16 protein-coding genes, 1 pseudogene and 1 riboswitch are annotated in these 18,374 nt (G+C 69.2%); of the genes and pseudogenes, 11 read left to right on the top strand and 6 right to left on the bottom strand.

Going from position 1 to position 18,374, the window contains the following annotated elements:
* The first annotated feature begins 240 nt into the window (after positions 1-240).
* Entirely contained in the window at positions 241-1,047 is an 807-nt protein-coding gene (locus G3I77_RS41265) for an endonuclease domain-containing protein (protein ID WP_374386595.1), read from the top strand.
* 10 nt (positions 1,048-1,057) lie between these two features.
* Here the strand turns inward: G3I77_RS41265 and G3I77_RS25135 are convergent, their stop codons facing one another.
* From G3I77_RS25135 to gcvT, 6 genes and pseudogenes are all read right to left on the bottom strand, one after another.
* Positions 1,058-1,615 carry a glycoside hydrolase family 25 protein gene (locus G3I77_RS25135; protein WP_248507349.1) on the bottom strand — a complete coding sequence of 186 codons (558 nt, stop codon included), beginning with the start codon at positions 1,613-1,615 and terminating at the stop codon, positions 1,058-1,060.
* Positions 1,616-1,745: 130 nt separating this feature from the next.
* Positions 1,746-2,336, bottom strand: a pseudogene (locus G3I77_RS25130) (MFS transporter); the annotation flags it as partial.
* A 45-nt stretch (positions 2,337-2,381) separates the two neighbouring features.
* Positions 2,382-3,764, bottom strand: a complete 1,383-nt coding sequence (locus G3I77_RS25125; RefSeq protein WP_248507346.1) for an L-serine ammonia-lyase — start codon at positions 3,762-3,764, stop codon at positions 2,382-2,384.
* Positions 3,765-3,851: 87 nt separating this feature from the next.
* Positions 3,852-5,114, bottom strand: coding sequence for a serine hydroxymethyltransferase (glyA, locus tag G3I77_RS25120; RefSeq protein WP_248507344.1), 1,263 nt, complete (start codon positions 5,112-5,114; stop codon positions 3,852-3,854).
* Between the two features lie 8 nt (positions 5,115-5,122).
* A complete protein-coding gene (gene gcvH / locus G3I77_RS25115) occupies positions 5,123-5,500 on the bottom strand; it encodes a glycine cleavage system protein GcvH (RefSeq protein ID WP_248507342.1) in 378 nt (125 codons plus the stop codon).
* Between the two features lie 102 nt (positions 5,501-5,602).
* A complete protein-coding gene (gene gcvT, locus G3I77_RS25110) occupies positions 5,603-6,724 on the bottom strand; it encodes a glycine cleavage system aminomethyltransferase GcvT (protein ID WP_248507340.1) in 1,122 nt (373 codons plus the stop codon).
* A 202-nt stretch (positions 6,725-6,926) separates the two neighbouring features.
* Positions 6,927-7,026, bottom strand: a riboswitch (glycine riboswitch).
* A gap of 221 nt (positions 7,027-7,247) precedes the next feature.
* Here gcvT and G3I77_RS25105 point away from each other — a divergent pair.
* The 10 genes from G3I77_RS25105 (at position 7,248) to G3I77_RS25060 (ending at position 18,323) form a co-directional block, all read left to right on the top strand.
* Positions 7,248-7,913: an AAA family ATPase gene (locus tag G3I77_RS25105; protein ID WP_248507337.1), complete on the top strand. Its 666-nt coding sequence runs from the start codon at positions 7,248-7,250 to the stop codon at positions 7,911-7,913.
* A 373-nt stretch (positions 7,914-8,286) separates the two neighbouring features.
* Positions 8,287-9,075, top strand: coding sequence for an enhanced serine sensitivity protein SseB (locus G3I77_RS25100; RefSeq protein ID WP_248507335.1), 789 nt, complete (start codon positions 8,287-8,289; stop codon positions 9,073-9,075).
* A 138-nt stretch (positions 9,076-9,213) separates the two neighbouring features.
* Positions 9,214-10,014, top strand: coding sequence for an enhanced serine sensitivity protein SseB C-terminal domain-containing protein (locus G3I77_RS25095; RefSeq protein ID WP_248507333.1), 801 nt, complete (start codon positions 9,214-9,216; stop codon positions 10,012-10,014).
* 336 nt (positions 10,015-10,350) lie between these two features.
* Positions 10,351-11,358, top strand: a complete 1,008-nt coding sequence (locus tag G3I77_RS25090; protein ID WP_248507331.1) for an ABC transporter permease — start codon at positions 10,351-10,353, stop codon at positions 11,356-11,358.
* 70 nt (positions 11,359-11,428) lie between these two features.
* Positions 11,429-13,207 (top strand): ABC transporter substrate-binding protein, encoded by a 1,779-nt coding sequence (locus G3I77_RS25085; protein ID WP_248507330.1) that lies wholly within the window; start codon positions 11,429-11,431, stop codon positions 13,205-13,207.
* A 113-nt stretch (positions 13,208-13,320) separates the two neighbouring features.
* Complete coding sequence (locus G3I77_RS25080) at positions 13,321-14,319, top strand: ABC transporter permease (RefSeq protein WP_248507368.1); 999 nt, start codon at positions 13,321-13,323, stop codon at positions 14,317-14,319.
* A complete protein-coding gene (locus G3I77_RS25075) occupies positions 14,316-15,413 on the top strand; it encodes an ABC transporter ATP-binding protein (protein WP_248507328.1) in 1,098 nt (365 codons plus the stop codon). Before G3I77_RS25080 ends, G3I77_RS25075 begins: the two co-directional genes overlap by 4 nt.
* Before the next feature lie 23 nt (positions 15,414-15,436).
* Positions 15,437-16,603, top strand: coding sequence for a dipeptide ABC transporter ATP-binding protein (locus G3I77_RS25070; protein ID WP_248507326.1), 1,167 nt, complete (start codon positions 15,437-15,439; stop codon positions 16,601-16,603).
* Between the two features lie 84 nt (positions 16,604-16,687).
* Entirely contained in the window at positions 16,688-17,362 is a 675-nt protein-coding gene (locus tag G3I77_RS25065; protein ID WP_248507324.1) for a trimeric intracellular cation channel family protein, read from the top strand.
* 100 nt (positions 17,363-17,462) lie between these two features.
* A complete protein-coding gene (locus G3I77_RS25060; protein ID WP_248507322.1) occupies positions 17,463-18,323 on the top strand; it encodes a thioesterase family protein in 861 nt (286 codons plus the stop codon).
* Positions 18,324-18,374 lie beyond the last annotated feature (51 nt).

Genomic DNA, 18,374 nt, shown 5'->3' with positions numbered 1-18,374 from the left:
ACCAGGTCCTCGACGTTCTTCAGGACCTGCTGCGGTGCTGGACCGGTGCATGCACCACCTGCGGACGACCTCTACCCGCCCGACGAAACCGCCGCAGACAGCTCAGAACCTAACGAAGCACTACTAGGCAACGGTGAATTCAGGCCTGCGCGAACGGCTGTGCCCTGCGGCACGGCCCCGGCCTCATAGGTGACCTCTGTGGATGGCTGCTTCGGTGGCCAGGGTCCGACTTGCTTGCGAATGCGTGACACATGTTCGTCCGGTTCGTTGATCCGTTGGTACATCAACGGGTGGCGACGGCTGGGGGGTTGGACGTGGACGTGTGCACGGCAGGAGGCGAGGGGTGGTCTTGCGACCGCTCTTCGGACAGGTATCGGCTCACGCGAAGGGCTGTGCGCGGCTCACTATGCGCAGCACCGCAGCGGTAGGTCCATGGCTCCAGTCGGTGCCGCTCGGACGGTGGTGAAGCGGCGTGGGTGTGCGTTCGGCGGATGCGCGAGAGCAGCGCGGGCGAGTGGGCTCTGTACGGGGCACTATCAGCAACAGCGGAAGGGAAAGGCGCTGGCGCCACTGGGCAAGAAGAGAGCAAACGGTGTCGTTCAGGAAATGATCAGACGCGGAATTGTCGAGTGCCGAGAGTGCGGAGAGTGCAAACCCGTAGCCGAATACTCGCCGATCGGTGCCTCGGGAGCTCCGCGCCCGTACTGCAAGCCGTGCAATGCCGAGCGCGTCCGTCTCGGGCATTACAACGTGACCAAGGAATTCGTCGACCGGTTGCTGCGCTTTCAGGAGGGACGGTGCGCCATCTGTGGGGCGGACAACACCACCCACAGGGCCATGGACATCGACCACGACCACGCGTGCTGTCCGGGTAGGCGAAGCTGCGGCAGGTGCGTGCGCGGCCTCGTTTGCAGCAGCTGCAATTTCCATGGCTTGGGGTGGTACGAAGCCCTGCCGGCCGAGCTTCGTACCTTCGGCCTATTGAACACGTACCTATCCGATCCTCCGGCGCACCGGCTCCGAACGGAGATGGCACACTGCAGGTGAAGTGCGCGGATCAGGCGTCCTCCGCCCATCTCCGTAGCGCGGCCTTGCTCTCGAAGTCGGCGACGTTCTTGTCCAGCGGGTTGTCGGTGTACTGGTGGAAGCGCCACTTGGCTTTGATGCGGGGCTTGCCCGCGCTCACGTAGTCGGCGATCCACAGTCCGTCGCCCGCATAGGACGTCGTGTCGATGTTGAGCCAGAAGTTTCGGTTGGCGTAGAGAATAACCTGATTGTTCGGCCGAAGGTCCTTCAGCTTGCGGATGAACAGGTCCTTCTCCGCGTTGCTCGCGTGCGTTCCGTTGCTGGTCGTCTCCCAGTCGACGGCGAGGATGTCGCCCGCCCGGTCCGGGGCCTTGCCGACGAAGTAGTCGGCCTGGGCGGTCAGGTTCCCGGGCCACAGGAAGTGGTAGAAGCCGACGACCAGCCCGGCGTCCCGGGCCCGCTTCGTCTGGGCGGCGAGTTTGGGGTTGACGTAGGAGCGCCCCTCGGTCGCCTTGACGAAGACGAAGGAGAGGCCGTCGGTGCCGTAGGAGGAGGGCTGGTAGGCGCTCACGTCGATGCCGCGCAGCATGGGGGCTCCCTCTGGTGCGGGTGGGGCGGAAGTTCCCTTGGTTCGGGGGTTGTTGTTATGCCCCGCGACGGTGGCCGTACGTCGGGCGCGAGGAGGCTCGCGACCCGGCGGTGGTGAACGCCGGTCGGATTCAGGAGGTGGGGGAGGCGGCCGGGGCGCGGATCGCCTCGTCGGCAGGGACAGCCTCGCGGTCGTCCAGGGAGACGTGCTTGGTCTCCTTGCTGAAGAGGAGTGCGATCAGCGTCAGCACCGCCATCGCGGAGAGGTAGACGCCGACCAGCCACGGCGAGCCGTTCCCAGCCTGCCACAGCGCCACGGCGATGAACGGGGCGACCGCCGCCCCGAGGATCGAGCTGACGTTGTACGAGATGCCGGAGCCGGTGTAGCGGACGCTGGTCGGGAAGAGCTCGGGCAGGAGCGCGCCCATCGGCCCGAACGTCATGCCCATCAGGGTGAAGCCGAGGACGAGCCACAACACCACGCCGAGGGTGCCGAGATCGATCAGCGGCGCCCAGACCAGTCCGAAGACGATGATCGCGGCGGTGATCCAGATCAGGGTGGTGCGCCGGTCCGCGAGCGGACCCGAGACCAGGGTGAACGCGGCGAAGAACAGCACACCGAAGATCATCATGAGTACGAACGTCGTGTGGTCGTAGCCGAGTCCGGGCACGGCGGCGTCCTTCGCGGCGCGGCCGTAGCTGAGCGTGAACGTGGTCATCAGGTTTCGGTACCGCCATCTCGCATGGCAAGACGTGCGCCGCCCGTGTCAGCACTCGATGATGTTGACCGCCAGCCCGCCCCGGGCCGTCTCCTTGTACTTCACCGACATGTCTGCGCCGGTGTCCTTCATCGTCTTGATGACCTTGTCCAGGGACACCTTGTGGGAGCCGTCGCCGCGCAACGCCATGCGGGCGGCCGTGACGGCCTTGACCGCGGCCATGCCGTTGCGTTCGATGCAGGGGATCTGGACCAGGCCGCCTACGGGATCGCAGGTGAGGCCGAGGTTGTGCTCCATGCCGATCTCGGCGGCGTTCTCGACCTGTTCGGGCGAGCCGCCGAGGACCTCGGCCAGGGCGCCCGCGGCCATGGAGCAGGCGGAGCCGACCTCGCCCTGGCAGCCGACCTCGGCGCCGGAGATGGAGGCGTTCTCCTTGAAGAGCATGCCGATCGCGCCCGCGGCGAGCAGGAAGCGGACCACGCCCTCCTCTTTTTCGCCTTCGGAGGCAGAGCCCGCCGCGAAGTTGACGTAGTAGTGCAGGACCGCCGGGATGATGCCGGCCGCGCCGTTGGTGGGGGCGGTGACGACCCGGCCGCCGGCGGCGTTCTCCTCGTTGACCGCCATGGCGTAGAGGGTGATCCACTCCATGGCGAGGGCCAGCGGGTCGCCCTCGGAGCGCAGCTTGCGCGCGGTGTTCGCGGCCCGGCGGCGCACCTTGAGACCGCCCGGCAGGATGCCCTCCTGGGACAGCCCGCGCGCCACGCAGTCCCGCATCACCTGCCAGATCTCCAGCAGGCCCTCGCGGATCTCCTCCTCGGTGCGCCAGGCCCGCTCGTTCTCCAGCATCAGCGCGGAGATGGACAGGCCCGTCTCCTCGGTCAGGCGCAGCAGCTCGTCGCCGGTGCGGAAGGGGTACTTCAGCACGGTGTCGTCGAGTTTGATGCGGTCCGCCCCGACGGCGTCCTCGTCGACGACGAAGCCGCCGCCGACCGAGTAGTACGTCTTCGACAGCAGCTCCGCCCCCGAGGCGTCGTACGCCCACAGGGTCATGCCGTTCGCGTGGTAGGGGAGGGCCTTGCGGCGGTGCAGGACCATGTCGTCGTCGAAGGAGAACGCGATCTCGTGCTCGCCGAGCAGGTTCAGCCGGCCGTCGGTCTTGATCGCCTCCACCCGCTCGTCGGCGCTCGACACGTCCACCGTGCGCGGCGAGTCGCCCTCCAGGCCGAGCAGCACCGCCTTGGGTGTGCCGTGGCCGTGCCCGGTCGCGCCGAGCGAGCCGTAGAGCTCCGCGCGGACCTGCGCGGTCGGGGCCAGCAGCTCCTCGTTGCGCAGCCGACGGGCGAACATCCGGGCCGCCCGCATCGGGCCGACGGTGTGGGAGCTGGACGGGCCGATGCCGATCGAGAACAGGTCGAAGACCGAGATGGCCACGGGGAACTCCTGACTACGGGGTGGTGCAAGGGGCAGGGCGTCCCGCCGCACGCGGGGCGGGACGGGACGCCCTGAAAGGTTTCTTCGTTACTTGTTCAGACCCGGGTACAGCGGGTGCTTGTCGGCCAGGGCCTTCACCCGGGCCTTGAGGGCCTCCGCGTCGTAGGACGGCTTCAGCGCCTCGGCGATGACGTCCGCGACCTCGGCGAAGTCCTCGGTTTCGAAGCCGCGGGTCGCCAGCGCCGGCGTGCCGATCCGCAGACCGGACGTCACCATCGGCGGACGCGGGTCGTTCGGGATCGCGTTCCGGTTGACCGTGATGCCCACCTCGTGGAGGCGGTCCTCGGCCTGCTGGCCGTCCAGCTCCGAGTGGCGCAGGTCGACCAGGACCAGGTGCACGTCCGTGCCGCCGGACAGGACGTCCACACCCACGGCCCGGACGTCGTCCTTCACCAGACGCTCGGCCAGGATGCGGGCACCCTCCAGCGTACGGCGCTGGCGCTCCTTGAAGTCCTCGGAGGCCGCGACCTTGAAGGAGACCGCCTTGGCGGCGATCACATGCTCCAGCGGACCGCCCTGCTGACCGGGGAAGACAGCGGAGTTGATCTTCTTGGCCAGTTCGGCCGTGGAGAGGATCACACCGCCGCGCGGGCCGCCCAGCGTCTTGTGGGTGGTCGTGGTCACCACGTGCGCGTGCGGCACCGGGTTCGGGTGCAGCCCGGCCGCGACGAGCCCCGCGAAGTGGGCCATGTCGACCATCAGGTACGCGCCGACCTCGTCCGCGATCCGGCGGAACTCGGCGAAGTCCAGCTGCCGCGGATACGCCGACCAGCCGGCGACGATCAGCTTCGGCCTGGACTCCTTGGCCAGCCGCTCGACCTCGGCCATGTCGACCCGGCCGTCCTCGCCCACGTGGTAGGCGACGACGTCGTAGAGCTTGCCGGAGAAGTTGATCTTCATGCCGTGGGTCAGGTGCCCGCCGTGCGCGAGGTTCAGACCCATGATGGTGTCGCCCGGCTTGAGCAGCGCGAACATCGCGGCCGCGTTGGCCTGGGCGCCCGAGTGCGGCTGGACGTTGGCGTGCTCGGCGCCGAACAGCTCCTTGATGCGGTCGATCGCGATCTGCTCGACCACGTCGACGTGCTCGCAGCCGCCGTAGTAGCGACGGCCCGGGTAGCCCTCGGCGTACTTGTTGGTGAGGACCGAGCCCTGCGCCTCCATGACCGCGACCGGGGCGAAGTTCTCCGAGGCGATCATCTCGAGCGTGGACTGCTGGCGGTGCAGCTCGGCGTCGACCGCGGCGGCGACCGCCGGGTCGAGCTCGTGCAGGGGTGTGTTCAGGACGGACATACGACTCCTCAGCCCGCGGAGAACGCGGTGTACTCGTCGGCGGACAGCAGGTCGCCCGGCTCGTCCGTGACCCGCACCTTGAACAGCCAGCCGCCCTCGAAGGGGGCCGAGTTCACCAGCGACGGGTCGTTCACGACGTCCTCGTTGACCTCGGTGACCTCACCGGAGACGGGGGAGTACAGGTCGGACACCGACTTGGTCGACTCCAGCTCGCCGCAGGTCTCGCCGGCGGACACGGAGTCACCGACCTCGGGAAGCTGGACGAACACGACATCGCCGAGCGCGTTGGCCGCGTGCTCCGTGATACCGACCGTCGAGACGCCGTCCTCGGCGGCCGACAGCCACTCGTGCTCCTTGCTGTAGCGCAGCTCTTTGGGGTTGCTCATGGCCTGGATTCTCCTGTACGCGCGGGAGTGCTGTGGAAGGGGGACTGCTGGTGAGCTGGGACGACGGGCACGGGGTCGCTGCCGCGGCCCTCCGGCCAGTGTCTACTTCTGGCGCTTGTAGAACGGCAGCGCCACGACCTCGTACGGCTCGTGACTGCCCCGGATGTCCACGCCCACGCCGGTCGTGCCGGGCGCGGCGTGCGCGGGGTCGACGTACGCCATCGCGATCGGCTTGCCGAGGGTGGGGGAGGGGGCGCCGGAGGTGACCTCGCCGATCACCTCGCCGCCGACGACGACCGCGTACCCGGCGCGCGGGACCCGGCGGCCCTCGGCGACGAGCCCGACCAGGACGCGCGGCGGGTTCTGCTCGGCCCGGGCGGCGGCTTCGCGCAGGGACTCGCGCCCGACGAAGTCGCCCTCCTTCTCGAACTTCACCACCCGGCCGAGCCCGGCGTCGAAGGGGGTGAGGGAGGTCGACAGCTCGTGCCCGTACAGCGGCATGCCCGCCTCCAGGCGCAGCGTGTCACGGCAGGACAGCCCGCACGGGACCAGGCCGGCACCCTCGCCGGCCTTGGTCAGGGCCTGCCACAGCTCGACCGCGTGCTCCGGCTTCACGAACAGCTCGAAGCCGTCCTCGCCGGTGTAGCCGGTCCGGGCGATCAGGGCCGGGACGCCCGCCACCGTGCCGGGCAGCCCGGCGTAGTACTTCAGACCGTCGAGGTCGGCGTCGGTGAGGGACTTCAGGATCCCCGGGGACTCGGGGCCCTGTACGGCGATCAGCGCGTAGGCGTCCCGGTCGTCGCGCACCTCGGCGTCGAAGCCGGCGGCGCGCTCGGTCAGCGCGTCCAGGACCACCTGGGCGTTGGAGGCGTTGGCGACGACCATGTACTCGGTCTCGCCCAGCCGGTAGACGATCAGGTCGTCCAGGATGCCGCCGTCGGCCCGGCAGATCATGGTGTAGCGGGCCCGGCCCGGCTTGACGCCGCCGATGTTGCCCACCAGGGCGAAGTCGAGAAGGGCGGCGGCCTGCGGCCCGGTGACGGTGATCTCACCCATGTGGGAGAGGTCGAAGAGGCCGGCCCTCGTGCGCACGGCGATGTGCTCGTCGCGCTCGGAACCGTAGCGCAGGGGCATGTCCCAGCCGGCGAAGTCGGTCATCGTCGCGCCGAGCGAACGATGCAGGGCATCGAGCGCGGTGTGACGGAGTTCTCCTGTACTGCTCACGGTCGGTCGTCTCCAAGGGGCGATGGGGGCACCTCCCACGCGAGCGAAGCCGAGCGTGGGGGAGGGCGAGGTCGTTCCTCCCCATCTGTCATCGGAACCTGAGAGGTTCGCCATGACCACACGGGACACGGCTTGCACCTTGGGTGGAGCCACGCCGTCTCCCGGAACTCCGGAGAGGGTGCGGCCCGCTTTTCAGATGTGCCTCGCCCGCGCGGTAACGGGGCCTGAGAGATTCAAGGGAGGGACTTGCTCCTTCGGCGCCCCAGCGTCAGCAGTGCTGGGAACTCTCCCGCGCGGATTCAAACGGCCGGTATGCAGTTGGCGCGCACATCATTGCACGCATCCTTCAGGCGCGGCAGGGGGACCTTTCACAGGGAGTGCACGAGTCCCGCGCGCCGGACACAACGACCTGTAGCAGCCCTGTTGCAGGAGCAGCACGTAAATGAGAGGCCTGCCGCATTACCTTCTCTTTACACTCGGCGGGGATGGGACTCGTACCTGGCCCCAGGGGAGGACGATCACGGTGAACAGGACCACCGCGTACGCGACGACGGGCATCGCGCTGCCCGAGCAGCCGGCCGCTCCGGCCCGGGCGGTCAGCGCCCCGGCGCCGGCGCCGGTCGTCCGCGATCTGCGCGACCGCGCCGGACACAGCCCGCACGCGCTGCTGTTCGGCCCACGCGACCTCGTCGTGGTCACCGGCCTGCCCGGCAGCGGCAAGTCCACGCTGATGCGGCGCACCGTGCCGGGCCGGCGCATCGACTCCCAGGACACCCGCGACCGCTGGGCCGGCCGCATGCCGCGTGCCCTGCCGTACGCGCTCTACCGCCCGCTCGTCCGCCTCGCCCACTACGCCGGGCTGCGCCGCGCCCTGCGCACGGGTGAGGGCGTCGTCGTGCACGACTGCGGCACCCAGGCCTGGGTCCGCCGCTGGCTCGCCCGCGAGGCCCACCGCCGGGGCGGCACGCTCCACCTGCTCCTCCTCGACGTCAGTCCCGAGCAGGCCCTGGCCGGCCAGCGCGACCGCGGCCGCGGCGTCTCGCGCTACGCGTTCCTGCGCCACCGAGGGGCCAGCACCCGCCTCCTGCGCGCGGTGGAACGCGGCGACCTCCCCACCGGCTGCGGCTCGGCCGTCCTCGCGGACCGGGACGCGGCGAACACCCTCCACAGAATCGGCTTCACGGGCTGACGGACCGGGCAGGGTCCGGCGGCGCGGGCGTGCACGGATCGGTACGCCGGCGGTCTGCGGGCCCGCTCCCGGTCCCGGGGCCGAGCCGCCTGTGGTCGTGCACCGGGGCTCGTGCGCCAATCCGGGCTCGTGCGCCGACCCGGGCTCATGCGCCGACCTGGGACCGGGCCCGGCTCGGCCCGTGGGGCACGCGGCCCGGGCGGCGGACCCGGCCCGGCGCATCCGTGCGTCGGCGGTTCACGGCTCGGTCGTAAGGGCCGGCCGCCCGCATCCCTCGCCCTCACCACACCGTCGTCCACAGCCCGGCCTCCCCGCCTCCGACAGCCGTTAGCCTTTTGAGCCACAGCAGTGGTTCCAGGCAGGCGGTAGGCAGATGGACATCCCGGCGGACTTCTCCGCGGACTTCCCGGCGCAGACGCAGACCCACCCGCACGGCGGTTGGCCCGGCAACGAGCTCGAGGAGGTGCTCTCGGCCTCCCTCGGCGCCGGACCGGCGGCCGGCGGGCGCATCGTCGAGGTGCTCGGCCGGAGCTTCGTGTGGATCCCGCTGCCCAGCGGCGGCGGCCCGCACAGCGGCCCCCTCGACCTGCCCGGCATCGAGATCGACGGCCAGGCGTTCGTGCCGGTGTTCAGCTCCGAGGAGCAGTTCCGCCAGGTCGTCGGCTCCCACATGTCGTACACCATCGCGCCCGCCGTGGAGTTCGCCCGCGGCCTGCCCCCGCACGCGGGGATAGCCATCAACCCGGGCGGCGTGGTCGGCATCCCGCTGCCGCCGCCCGCCGTGGCGGAGCTGTGCCGGGCGGGCCGGACCCCGCTGGACGGCCCCGCGAGCGGCGGCCGGGTCCGCCTCTTCGAGCCCGACTGGCAGCACGACCCGGTGGACTTCCTCGCCGCGGCCTCCGCCGAGTTCGAGGCGACCGGCGTCGTCGTAACGGCCCGCCGCTGCCTCGCCGCCATCGAGACCGCCGACCCCGTGATGTTCGTGGGCGTCGAACTCTCCCAGTGGGAAGGGGACCTGCGCGCCCTCCCCTTGGAGGCCCTCACCCGCGCCGTCACCACGTCGCCGGCCCCCTGGCCGGTCAACCTGGTGCTCCTGGACGTCGCGGAGGACCCGGTGGGCAACTGGATGAGGGACCGGGTCCGGCCCTTCTACCAGCGGTAGGGCAACGCGCCGAAGGGGCGCGGGGAACCGCGCGAGAACCACACACCGCCCGCACCCGCACGGCGGCATCAGGTCCCGGGTCGGTGGGCGGGCTTAAGCTAGGGCACGGTCGAGGCGTTGTACGAAGGGGCGGTAAAGGTGAGCGCGAGCGGCACGGCCGCGGCCGGACAGGTCGAGCACATGCTGCGCCAGGTCACGCCCGGGCGTTACGACGCCTACGAGGCACTCCTGCGCGCGCTCGCGACCCCGCACACCGGCCAGATCTGGATGCTCCTGTGGCACGGCCAGGCCGGCTCCCCGGACGCCCAGTACGGGAACATGGACGTCGACGGCCACGGCTACGCCCCCTGCGTGACCTCCGCCCAGGAGCTCTCCGCCAGTGGCTGGAACCGCAGTTACGAGGTGGTCGACGGAGTCGACGTCGCCCGCGCCCTCTACCCCGACCACTACGGACTCTGGCTCAACCCGCACGCCCCCGGCGGCGGCGTCGGCATCCCCTGGCTCGACCTGCGCCGGATCGCCACGGGCCTGGACCGCCAGCCCGCCGGCCCCCTGCGGCTGTCCGAACCCGCCATCGAGATCCCGCAGTTCTACGCCCTGCTCGCGCAGAACGCCCACCGCACCCCGGCCGTCCGTTCGTTGCGCCGCGCCTGGGTGCAGCCCGCGCTCGGGGCGCCGTACCTCGCCATCGGACTGGACGTGTACGACACTTCGCCGCCGGCCGTGGACTCCGTGCGCGCGATGATGCAGCAGTCCCTCGGCGCCGTGCCGGACGGGCTCCCCGTGTCGACCGTCGCCATGTCCGACGAGCACGACCCGGTCGCCATGTGGCTGCGCGCGAAGGCGCGCCCCTTCTACGACCGTGAGGCCCACGCCACCGCCCCCGTCCAGGCCCCGGCCTCCGGCTACGGCTACCCGCCGGTCCAGGGCAGGTACTGACCCACCCCCGCGGGCCGGCTCGCGGGGCCCTTTCCCCACCCGCGAAGGCGACAAGCCCTCGGCTCTTCGCGCGTAGATGAGAGTGAAAAGCTCAAGTCTGTCCTAAAATGCGCCCATTGTAGTGCGTCCGACCCGCGTTTCCCGCTGTCCGGATAACGGAACCCAGCAGACAGCATCACGTTTACGCATCCATTCACCGCCAAGTCTGGCAGCAAAACGCCAAAGCGTTGAAGACTCCCGCACCAGGGGTGTTCGCCCTGTGTACGACGGACTGATGACGCCGCCACAGCGGCAAGTGCGGGCCGGTCACCACCGGTTGAGAGGGGTCCCTGCCAGATGACGGCACCATTGCACGAGCCGACCGCGGAAGCGGCCCCGAGTGCGGCTGAGGAAGCGGCGGTAGCCCACGCCGACGCGAAGGCCGTGCAGGGCCGTTCTCTGGGGCGGATCGCCTGGGAGCGCCTGAAGCGGGACAAACTCGCCTTGCTGGGTGGCATCGTGGTGCTCGCGCTCGTCGTGGTCGCGCTGCTCGCGCCGGTCATCACGAACCTGGTGGGCCAGGACCCCGAGACGCACCACGAGGACCTGATCGACCCTCTGTTCGGCACTCCTACGGGTTCCTTGGGTGGCATCAGCGGTGAACACCTGCTGGGTGTCGAGCCGGTCAACGGCCGCGACATCTTCGCGCGCATCGTCTACGGCGCCCGGATCTCACTCCTCGTCGGCTTCCTGTCCGCACTGGTCGCCGTGGTGCTCGGCACCATCCTGGGTGTTCTGGCCGGCTTCTTCGGCGGCTGGGTCGACGCTGTCGTCAGCCGTGTGATGGACGGTCTGCTGGCCTTCCCGCAACTGCTGTTCATCATCGCGCTGGTCTCCGTCATGCCGAACGAGATGCTGGGACTGTCCGGAACGGGCGTACGCCTGTTCGTGATGATCCTGGTCATCGGCTTCTTCGGCTGGCCCTACATCGGACGCGTGGTGCGCGGCCAGACGCTCTCCCTGCGCGAGCGGGAGTACGTCGAGGCGGCCCGGTCCCTGGGCGCAGGGCGGTTCTACATCCTGTTCAAGGAACTGCTGCCCAACCTCGTCGCGCCCATCATCGTCTACACGACGATGATGATCCCTACCAACATCCTCACCGAGGCGGCACTCAGCTTCCTGGGCGTGGGCGTCAAGCCCCCCACGGCCTCCTGGGGGCAGATGCTCTCGAGCGCGATCGACTACTACGACTCGGATCCCATGTACATGGTGATCCCAGGCGTGGCGATCTTCATCACCGTGCTTGCCTTCAACCTCTTCGGCGACGGCGTGCGTGACGCGCTGGATCCGAAGGGCTCGCGCTGATTTGCCGTACCCACAGCGACCCGTGGCACCCGACACGGGGTCTCTCATCTAATCCGGAGGATCCGAGATCGTGACTACCCAACGCACCTCAGGGCGGCGCAAGCAGGCCGTGGCCGCTGCTGCCGTGGTCGCCGCGCTGCTGACCACGGCGGCGTGCGGCGGCGGCAACGACGACGACGGCGACGGCAACGGCGCGGCCGGCTTCAACGCGGGCAACAACAAGGTGGCCAACGCCTCCACCAAGAAGGGCGGCGAGCTGAAGTTCGCCGGCGCCCAGGACGCCGACTCGTGGGACACCACGCGTGGCTACTACGGTTTCGCCTGGAACTTCATGCGCAACTACAGTCGTCAGCTGCTGAGCTTCAAGACCGAGCCGGGCGAGAAGGGGGCCGAGCTGACGCCGGACCTCGCCACGGACATGGGCAAGGTCTCGGACGACGGCAAGACCTACACGTTCACCCTGCGGGACGGAATCACCTGGGAGGACGGCAAGCCGATCACCTCCAAGGACGTCAAGTACGGCATCGAGCGCCAGTGGGCGCAGGACGTGCTGTCCGGCGGTCCGGTCTACCTGAAGGACCTCCTCGACCCGAAGGGCGAGTACCCGGGCCCGTACAAGGACAAGTCCGCGGACAAGCTGGGCCTGAAGGCGATCGAGACGCCGGACGACAAGACGATCGTCTTCAAGCTGCCTGCGGCGAACAGCGACTTCACCGAGATGATCGCGATGCCGTCGGCGTCCCCGGTACGGCAGGACATGGACACCAAGTCCAAGTACTCCCTGAAGCCGTTCTCCTCCGGCCCGTACAAGTTCCAGTCGTACTCCCCGGGCAAGTCCCTCGTGCTGGTGCGCAACACCGAGTGGAAGGCGTCCTCGGACTCGATCCGCAAGGCGTACCCGGACAAGATCAGCGTTCGGTTCTTCACCAACGCCAACGACATGGACCAGCGCCTGATCAACGGTGACTACGACCTGGACCTCAACCAGACCGGTCTGTCGCCGCAGGGCCGTACCACCGCCCTGAAGCAGCACAAGGGCAACCTGGACAACCCCGTCACCGGCTACATCCGCTACGCGGTCTTCCCGCAGAGCGTGAAGCCGTTCGACAACGTCCACTGCCGCAAGGCCGTGCTCTACGGCGCCGACCACGTCTCGCTGCAGACCGCGCGCGGCGGCCCCGTCGCGGGCGGTGACATCGGCACCAACATGCTGCCGCCGTCCGTGCCGGGCTCCGAGGGCCAGGACTACGACCCGTACGAAATGGCCGGTGCCAACAAGAAGGGCAACGTCGCCAAGGCCAAGGAAGAGCTGAAGGCCTGCGGACAGCCGAACGGCTTCAAGACCCGGATCGCGGTCCGCAACAACAAGCCGGTCGAGGTGGCCACGGCCGAGTCCCTCCAGGCCTCGCTGAAGAAGGTCGGCATCGACGCCGAGATCGACCAGTTCGACGGTTCGCAGACCTCCGGCATCATCGGCAGCCCCTCGAACGTGAAGAAGAAGGGCTACGGCATCATCATCATGGGCTGGGGCCCGGACTTCGCCACGGTCCAGGGCTTCGGTCTGCCGCTGTGGAGCAGCAAGTACATCCTGGAGAGCGGCAACAACAACTTCGCCCTCATCAAGGACAAGGCGATCGACGGGCTCTTCGACGACTACGTCAAGGAACTCGACGACACGAAGAAGACCCAGATCTCCACGGAGATCAACCACAAGGTCATGGAGGGCGCCTACTACTTGCCCTTCACCTTCGAGAAGTTCATCAACTGGCGCTCGGACCGGCTCGCCAACGTCTACACGAGCGACGCGTACAACGGTCAGTACGACTTCGTGAACATGGGCGTGAAGTAATCCCGGTCGGCACACCCGCCACACGGCACGAAAGGCAGGTGAAGGCCGGGGCGGCGTGACCACGGGCCACCGGAGGACCTCCGGTGGCCCGGTCCGACGCCGGGCCGAGAGCTGTGCTCGCTTATCTCATCAGGCGGCTGTTCGCCGCCGCTGTGATGCTGGTGGTCATCATCCTGGTGGTCTTCAGCATCTTCTTCCTCGTCCCCAAGTGGGCGGGCGTCGACCTGGCCACGAGCTTCGTGGGCAAGCAGGCCGACCCGGCCGCCGTCGAGGCGGTACGGGAGAAGCTGGGCCTGGCCGAGCCGGTCTACGTCCAGGTCTGGGAGTTCTTCAAGGGCATCTTCGTGGGCCGCACCTACGCGGCCGGCGGCGACGTCACCAACTGCTCCGCGCCGTGCTTCGGCTACTCCTTCCGCAGCGAACAGGCCGTCTGGCCGGTGCTGACCGACCGCTTCCCGGTGACCCTGGGGCTCGCGTTCGGCGCCGCCGTGCTGTGGCTGATCCTGGGTCTCACCGCGGGTGTCGTCTCCGCGCTCAAGCGCGGCAGCCTGTGGGACCGCAGCGCGATGGTCGTCGCGCTGTCGGGCGTCTCCCTCCCCATCTACTTCACCGGTCTGCTCAGCCTGGCGATCTTCTCCTACGGACTGAACTGGATCGACGGGCAGTACGTGCCCCTGGAGGAAAGCTTCGGCGGCTGGCTCGGCGGCATGATCCTGCCGTGGGTCACCCTGGCGTTCCTGTACGCGGCGATGTATGCGCGGATCACCCGCGCCACCATGCTGGAGATCCTCGGCGAGGACTACATCCGCACCGCCCGGGCCAAGGGCCTGAAGGAACAGGTCGTCATCCGCAAGCACGCCATGCGCTCGACGATGACACCGATTCTCACCATGCTCGGCATGGACATCGGTGCCCTCATGGGCGGCGCGATCCTGACCGAGACGACGTTCAGTCTGCCCGGCCTCGGCCAGAAGGTGCTTGAGGCGATCAAGAATCAGGACCTGCCCTTCATCCTGGGTGTCACCCTGATCACTTCCCTCGCGGTGCTCATCGCCAACCTCGTGGTGGACATCCTGTACGCCGTGATCGACCCCCGAGTGAGGCTCTCATGACCGAACTCAGCAAGTCCCAAGCGGCCGTGGGCGAGCCCACGGTCACCTCGTCGGCGCCGACCGCCTTCCTGGAAGTGCGCGACCTGAAAGTGCACTTCCCGACCGACGACGGCCTGGTCAAGTCCGTCGACGGGCTCAGCTTCCAGCTGGAGAAGGGCAAGACCCTCGGCATCGTGGGCGAGTCGGGCTCCGGGAAGTCGGTGACCTCGCTCGGCATCATGGGTCTGCACACAGCGGGCCAGTACGGCAAGCGCAAGGCCCGGATCTCCGGCGAGATCTGGCTGGACGGCACCGAGCTGCTGTCCGCCGACCCGGAGCACGTGCGCAAGCTGCGCGGCCGCGAGATGGCGATGATCTTCCAGGACCCGCTGTCCGCGCTGCACCCGTACTACACGATCGGTGCCCAGATCGTGGAGGCGTACCGCATCCACCACGACGTCGACAAGAAGACCGCCCGCCGCCGGGCGGTCGAGATGCTCGACCGGGTGGGCATCCCGCAGCCGGACAAGCGCGTCGACAGCTATCCGCACGAGTTCTCCGGCGGCATGCGCCAGCGCGCGATGATCGCGATGTCCCTGGTCAACAACCCCGAACTGCTCATCGCGGACGAGCCGACGACCGCCCTCGACGTGACCGTCCAGGCGCAGATCCTCGACCTCATCCGCGACCTTCAGAAGGAGTTCGGCTCCGCGGTCATCGTCATCACTCACGACCTGGGTGTCGTCGCCGAGCTCGCCGACGACATCCTGGTGATGTACGGTGGCCGCTGCGTCGAGCGCGGCCCGGCCGAGGACGTCTTCTACGAGCCCCGCCACCCCTACACCTGGGGCCTGCTCGGCTCGATGCCGCGCCTGGACCGCGAGCAGCAGGAGCGCCTCATCCCGGTCAAGGGCTCCCCGCCTTCCCTGATCAACGTCCCGTCCGGCTGCGCCTTCAACCCACGTTGCCCGTACGCCGACGTGCCGAAGGACAACGTCACCCGCACGGTCCGCCCCGAGCTGGCCGAGGTCGGCAGCCGGCACTGGGCCGCCTGTCACATGACCACGGAGCAGCGGGAGCGTATCTGGACCGAAGAGATTGCGCCGAAACTGTGAGCGAGAACTCCAAGGACACGGTCGTGACCACGTCCGCGAAGAGCGACGGCACCGAGGCACAGGCCGCAGGCAGGGCCGCCCCCTCCAAGGACGCCGCCGCCGGCGACATCCTGCTGAAGGTGACCGGGCTCCAGAAGCACTTCCCGATCCGCAAGGGCATGCTCCAGAGGCAGGTCGGGGCGGTGCGGGCGGTCGACGGCATCGACTTCGAGGTCAGGGCCGGCGAGACCCTGGGTGTCGTGGGCGAGTCGGGCTGTGGCAAGTCGACGATGGGGCGGCTCATCACCCGGCTGCTGGAACCGAGCGCCGGAACGGTCGAGTTCGAGGGCAAGGACATCACGCACCTCGGCGTCGGCGGCATGCGCCCGCTGCGCCGCGACGTGCAGATGATCTTCCAGGACCCGTACTCGTCGCTGAACCCGCGCCACACCATCGGCACCATCGTCGGCGCTCCCTTCCGGCTCCAGGGCGTCACGCCCGAGGGCGGCATCAAGAAGGAAGTGCAGCGGCTGCTGGAGGTCGTGGGCCTGAACCCCGAGCACTACAACCGCTATCCGCACGAGTTCTCCGGCGGTCAGCGTCAGCGCATCGGCATCGCCCGCGCGCTCGCGCTCAACCCGAAGCTGGTGGTGGCCGACGAGCCGGTGTCGGCCCTGGACGTGTCGATCCAGGCTCAGGTGGTGAACCTGCTGGACGACCTCCAGCAGGAGCTCGGCCTGACGTACGTGATCATCGCCCATGACCTGTCGGTCGTCCGGCACGTCTCGGACCGGATCGCGGTGATGTACCTCGGCAAGATCGTGGAGCTCGCCGAGCGTGACCTGCTCTACAGGACGCCGATGCACCCCTACACCAAAGCTCTGATGTCGGCGGTGCCGATCCCCGACCCGAGGCGCAAGTCGGCCAAGAGCGAGCGCATCCTGCTCAAGGGCGACGTGCCCTCGCCGATCGCCCCGCCGAGCGGCTGCCGCTTCCACACCCGGTGCTGGAAGGCGACGGAGATCTGCAAGACGACCGAGCCACCGCTCAAGGAGCTGCGGGCCGGGCAGCAGGTCGCCTGCCACCACCCGGAGAACTTCGAGGACCAGCAGCCGCAGGACACCGAGTTGCTGTCCTCGGCCCACGCGGTGGCCGTCGAGAGCAACGTGGCGAAGACCGCGGGGAGCGACGCCGCGCCTGTGGAGAAGTGAGTCCGCAGGGCCGCACGTGAATCCGCCCGAGCCCCCGTCCTCGTACCTCAGGGCGGGGGCTCACCCGTGGGTGAAAATGTTCGGGTGCTCCAGCAACTCTTCAGCCCGTCCGTCCAGCACTCGCTCGACCTGATCGGCATCTTCGTCTTCGCGATCTCCGGCGCCCTGCTGGCCGTGCGCAAGAACTTCGACGTGTTCGGCATGGCCGTCCTCGCCGAGGTCACCGCGCTGGGCGGAGGGCTGTTCCGGGACCTGGTCATCGGGGCCGTACCGCCCGCCGCCTTCACGGACCTGGGGTACTTCCTCACCCCGCTGCTCGCCACCCTCCTGGTCTTCTTCCTGCATCCCCAGGTGGAGCGCATCCAGGTCGCCGTGAACGTCTTCGACGCGGCCGGTCTCGGCCTGTTCTGCGTCGCCGGCACGACCAAGGCGTACGAGTACGGGCTCGGCCTGACCGCCTCCGCCGGTCTGGGACTGACCACCGCCGTGGGCGGCGGTGTGCTGCGGGACGTGCTCGCCAACGAGGTGCCCTCGCTGCTGCGCTGGGACCGCGACCTGTACGCGGTCCCGGCGATCGTCGGCTCCGCCCTGGTCGCCCTGTGCATCCGCTACGACGCGCTGAACCCGCTCACCGGTGGTGTCGCGGTGATCACCGCCTTCGTGCTGCGCCTGCTCGCGATGCGGTACCACTGGCGAGCTCCGCGGGCGTGGCACCGGCGGTCGACGGTGAGCGAGGAGGAGCAGCCCGTCCTGCCGTGACGGCGGACGCCCACCTGAGGCTCTTGCTCCTACGGATGACGTGATCCAGGTCGCGAACACAAAGCTACCGCTTAGTAGCTAGTTCTTGTACTGTTCAGCCATGCCAGAAGCAGCCACCGCCCCGGCCGCCCGGGCCACGATCGGCGCCAGCGAGTTCGACCGCGACACCGCGCTCACCCGCCGCGCGCCCGGCGTCTACGACATCGACCTCTCCGCCGGCTGGACGATCATCAGCGCCGTCAACGGCGGCTACCTGCTGGCGGTCCTGGGCCGCGCCCTCGCGGACGCCCTGCCGCACGCCGACCCCTTCACGATCTCGGCGCACTACCTGACCGCGTCGCAGCCCGGCCCGGCGGTCGTCCGCACGGACGTCGTCCGCACCGGCCGCACCCTGTCGACCGGCCAGGCCTCCCTCTTCCAGTACGACGACGAGGGCCGCGAGGTGGAACGCATCCGCGTCCTCGCCTCCTACGGCGACCTGGACACCCTGCCCGACGACGTCCGTACGACGGCCCGGCCGCCCGCGATCCCGCCGCTGGAGCACTGCTTCGGCCCCGAGGACGGGCCCGCCCCCGTCGACGGCAGCTCGGCCATCGCCGACCGCCTGATGCTCAAGCTCGACCCGTCGACCCTCGGCTGGGCTCTCGGACAGCCCTCCGGCAAGGGTGAGATGCGGGCCTGGTTCGGCCTCGCGGACGGGCGCGACCCCGACCCGCTCTCCCTGCTGCTCGCGGTGGACGCGCTGCCGCCCACCGCCTTCGAGATCGGGCTGAAGGGCTGGGTGCCGACCGTCGAGCTGACCGTGCACGTCCGCTGCCGCCCGGCCCCGGGCCCGCTGCGGGTGTCGATCACCACGCGCAACCTCGCCGGCGGCTTCCTGGAGGAGGACGCCGAGGTGTGGGACAGCGCGGACCGGCTGGTCGCGCAGTCCCGGCAGCTGGCGCGGGTGCGGCTGGGCTGAACTTTGCCTCGTTGACAGGCAGGTCACAGGGTGGCCCCAAGGGAGGCCTAA

Source organism: Streptomyces sp. D2-8 (genome assembly GCF_023184515.1).
Taxonomy (GTDB): Bacteria; Actinomycetota; Actinomycetes; order Streptomycetales; family Streptomycetaceae; genus Streptomyces.
The sequence above is the reverse complement of the archived record's forward strand: the minus strand, read 5'-3'. Positions and strand labels throughout refer to the sequence as shown.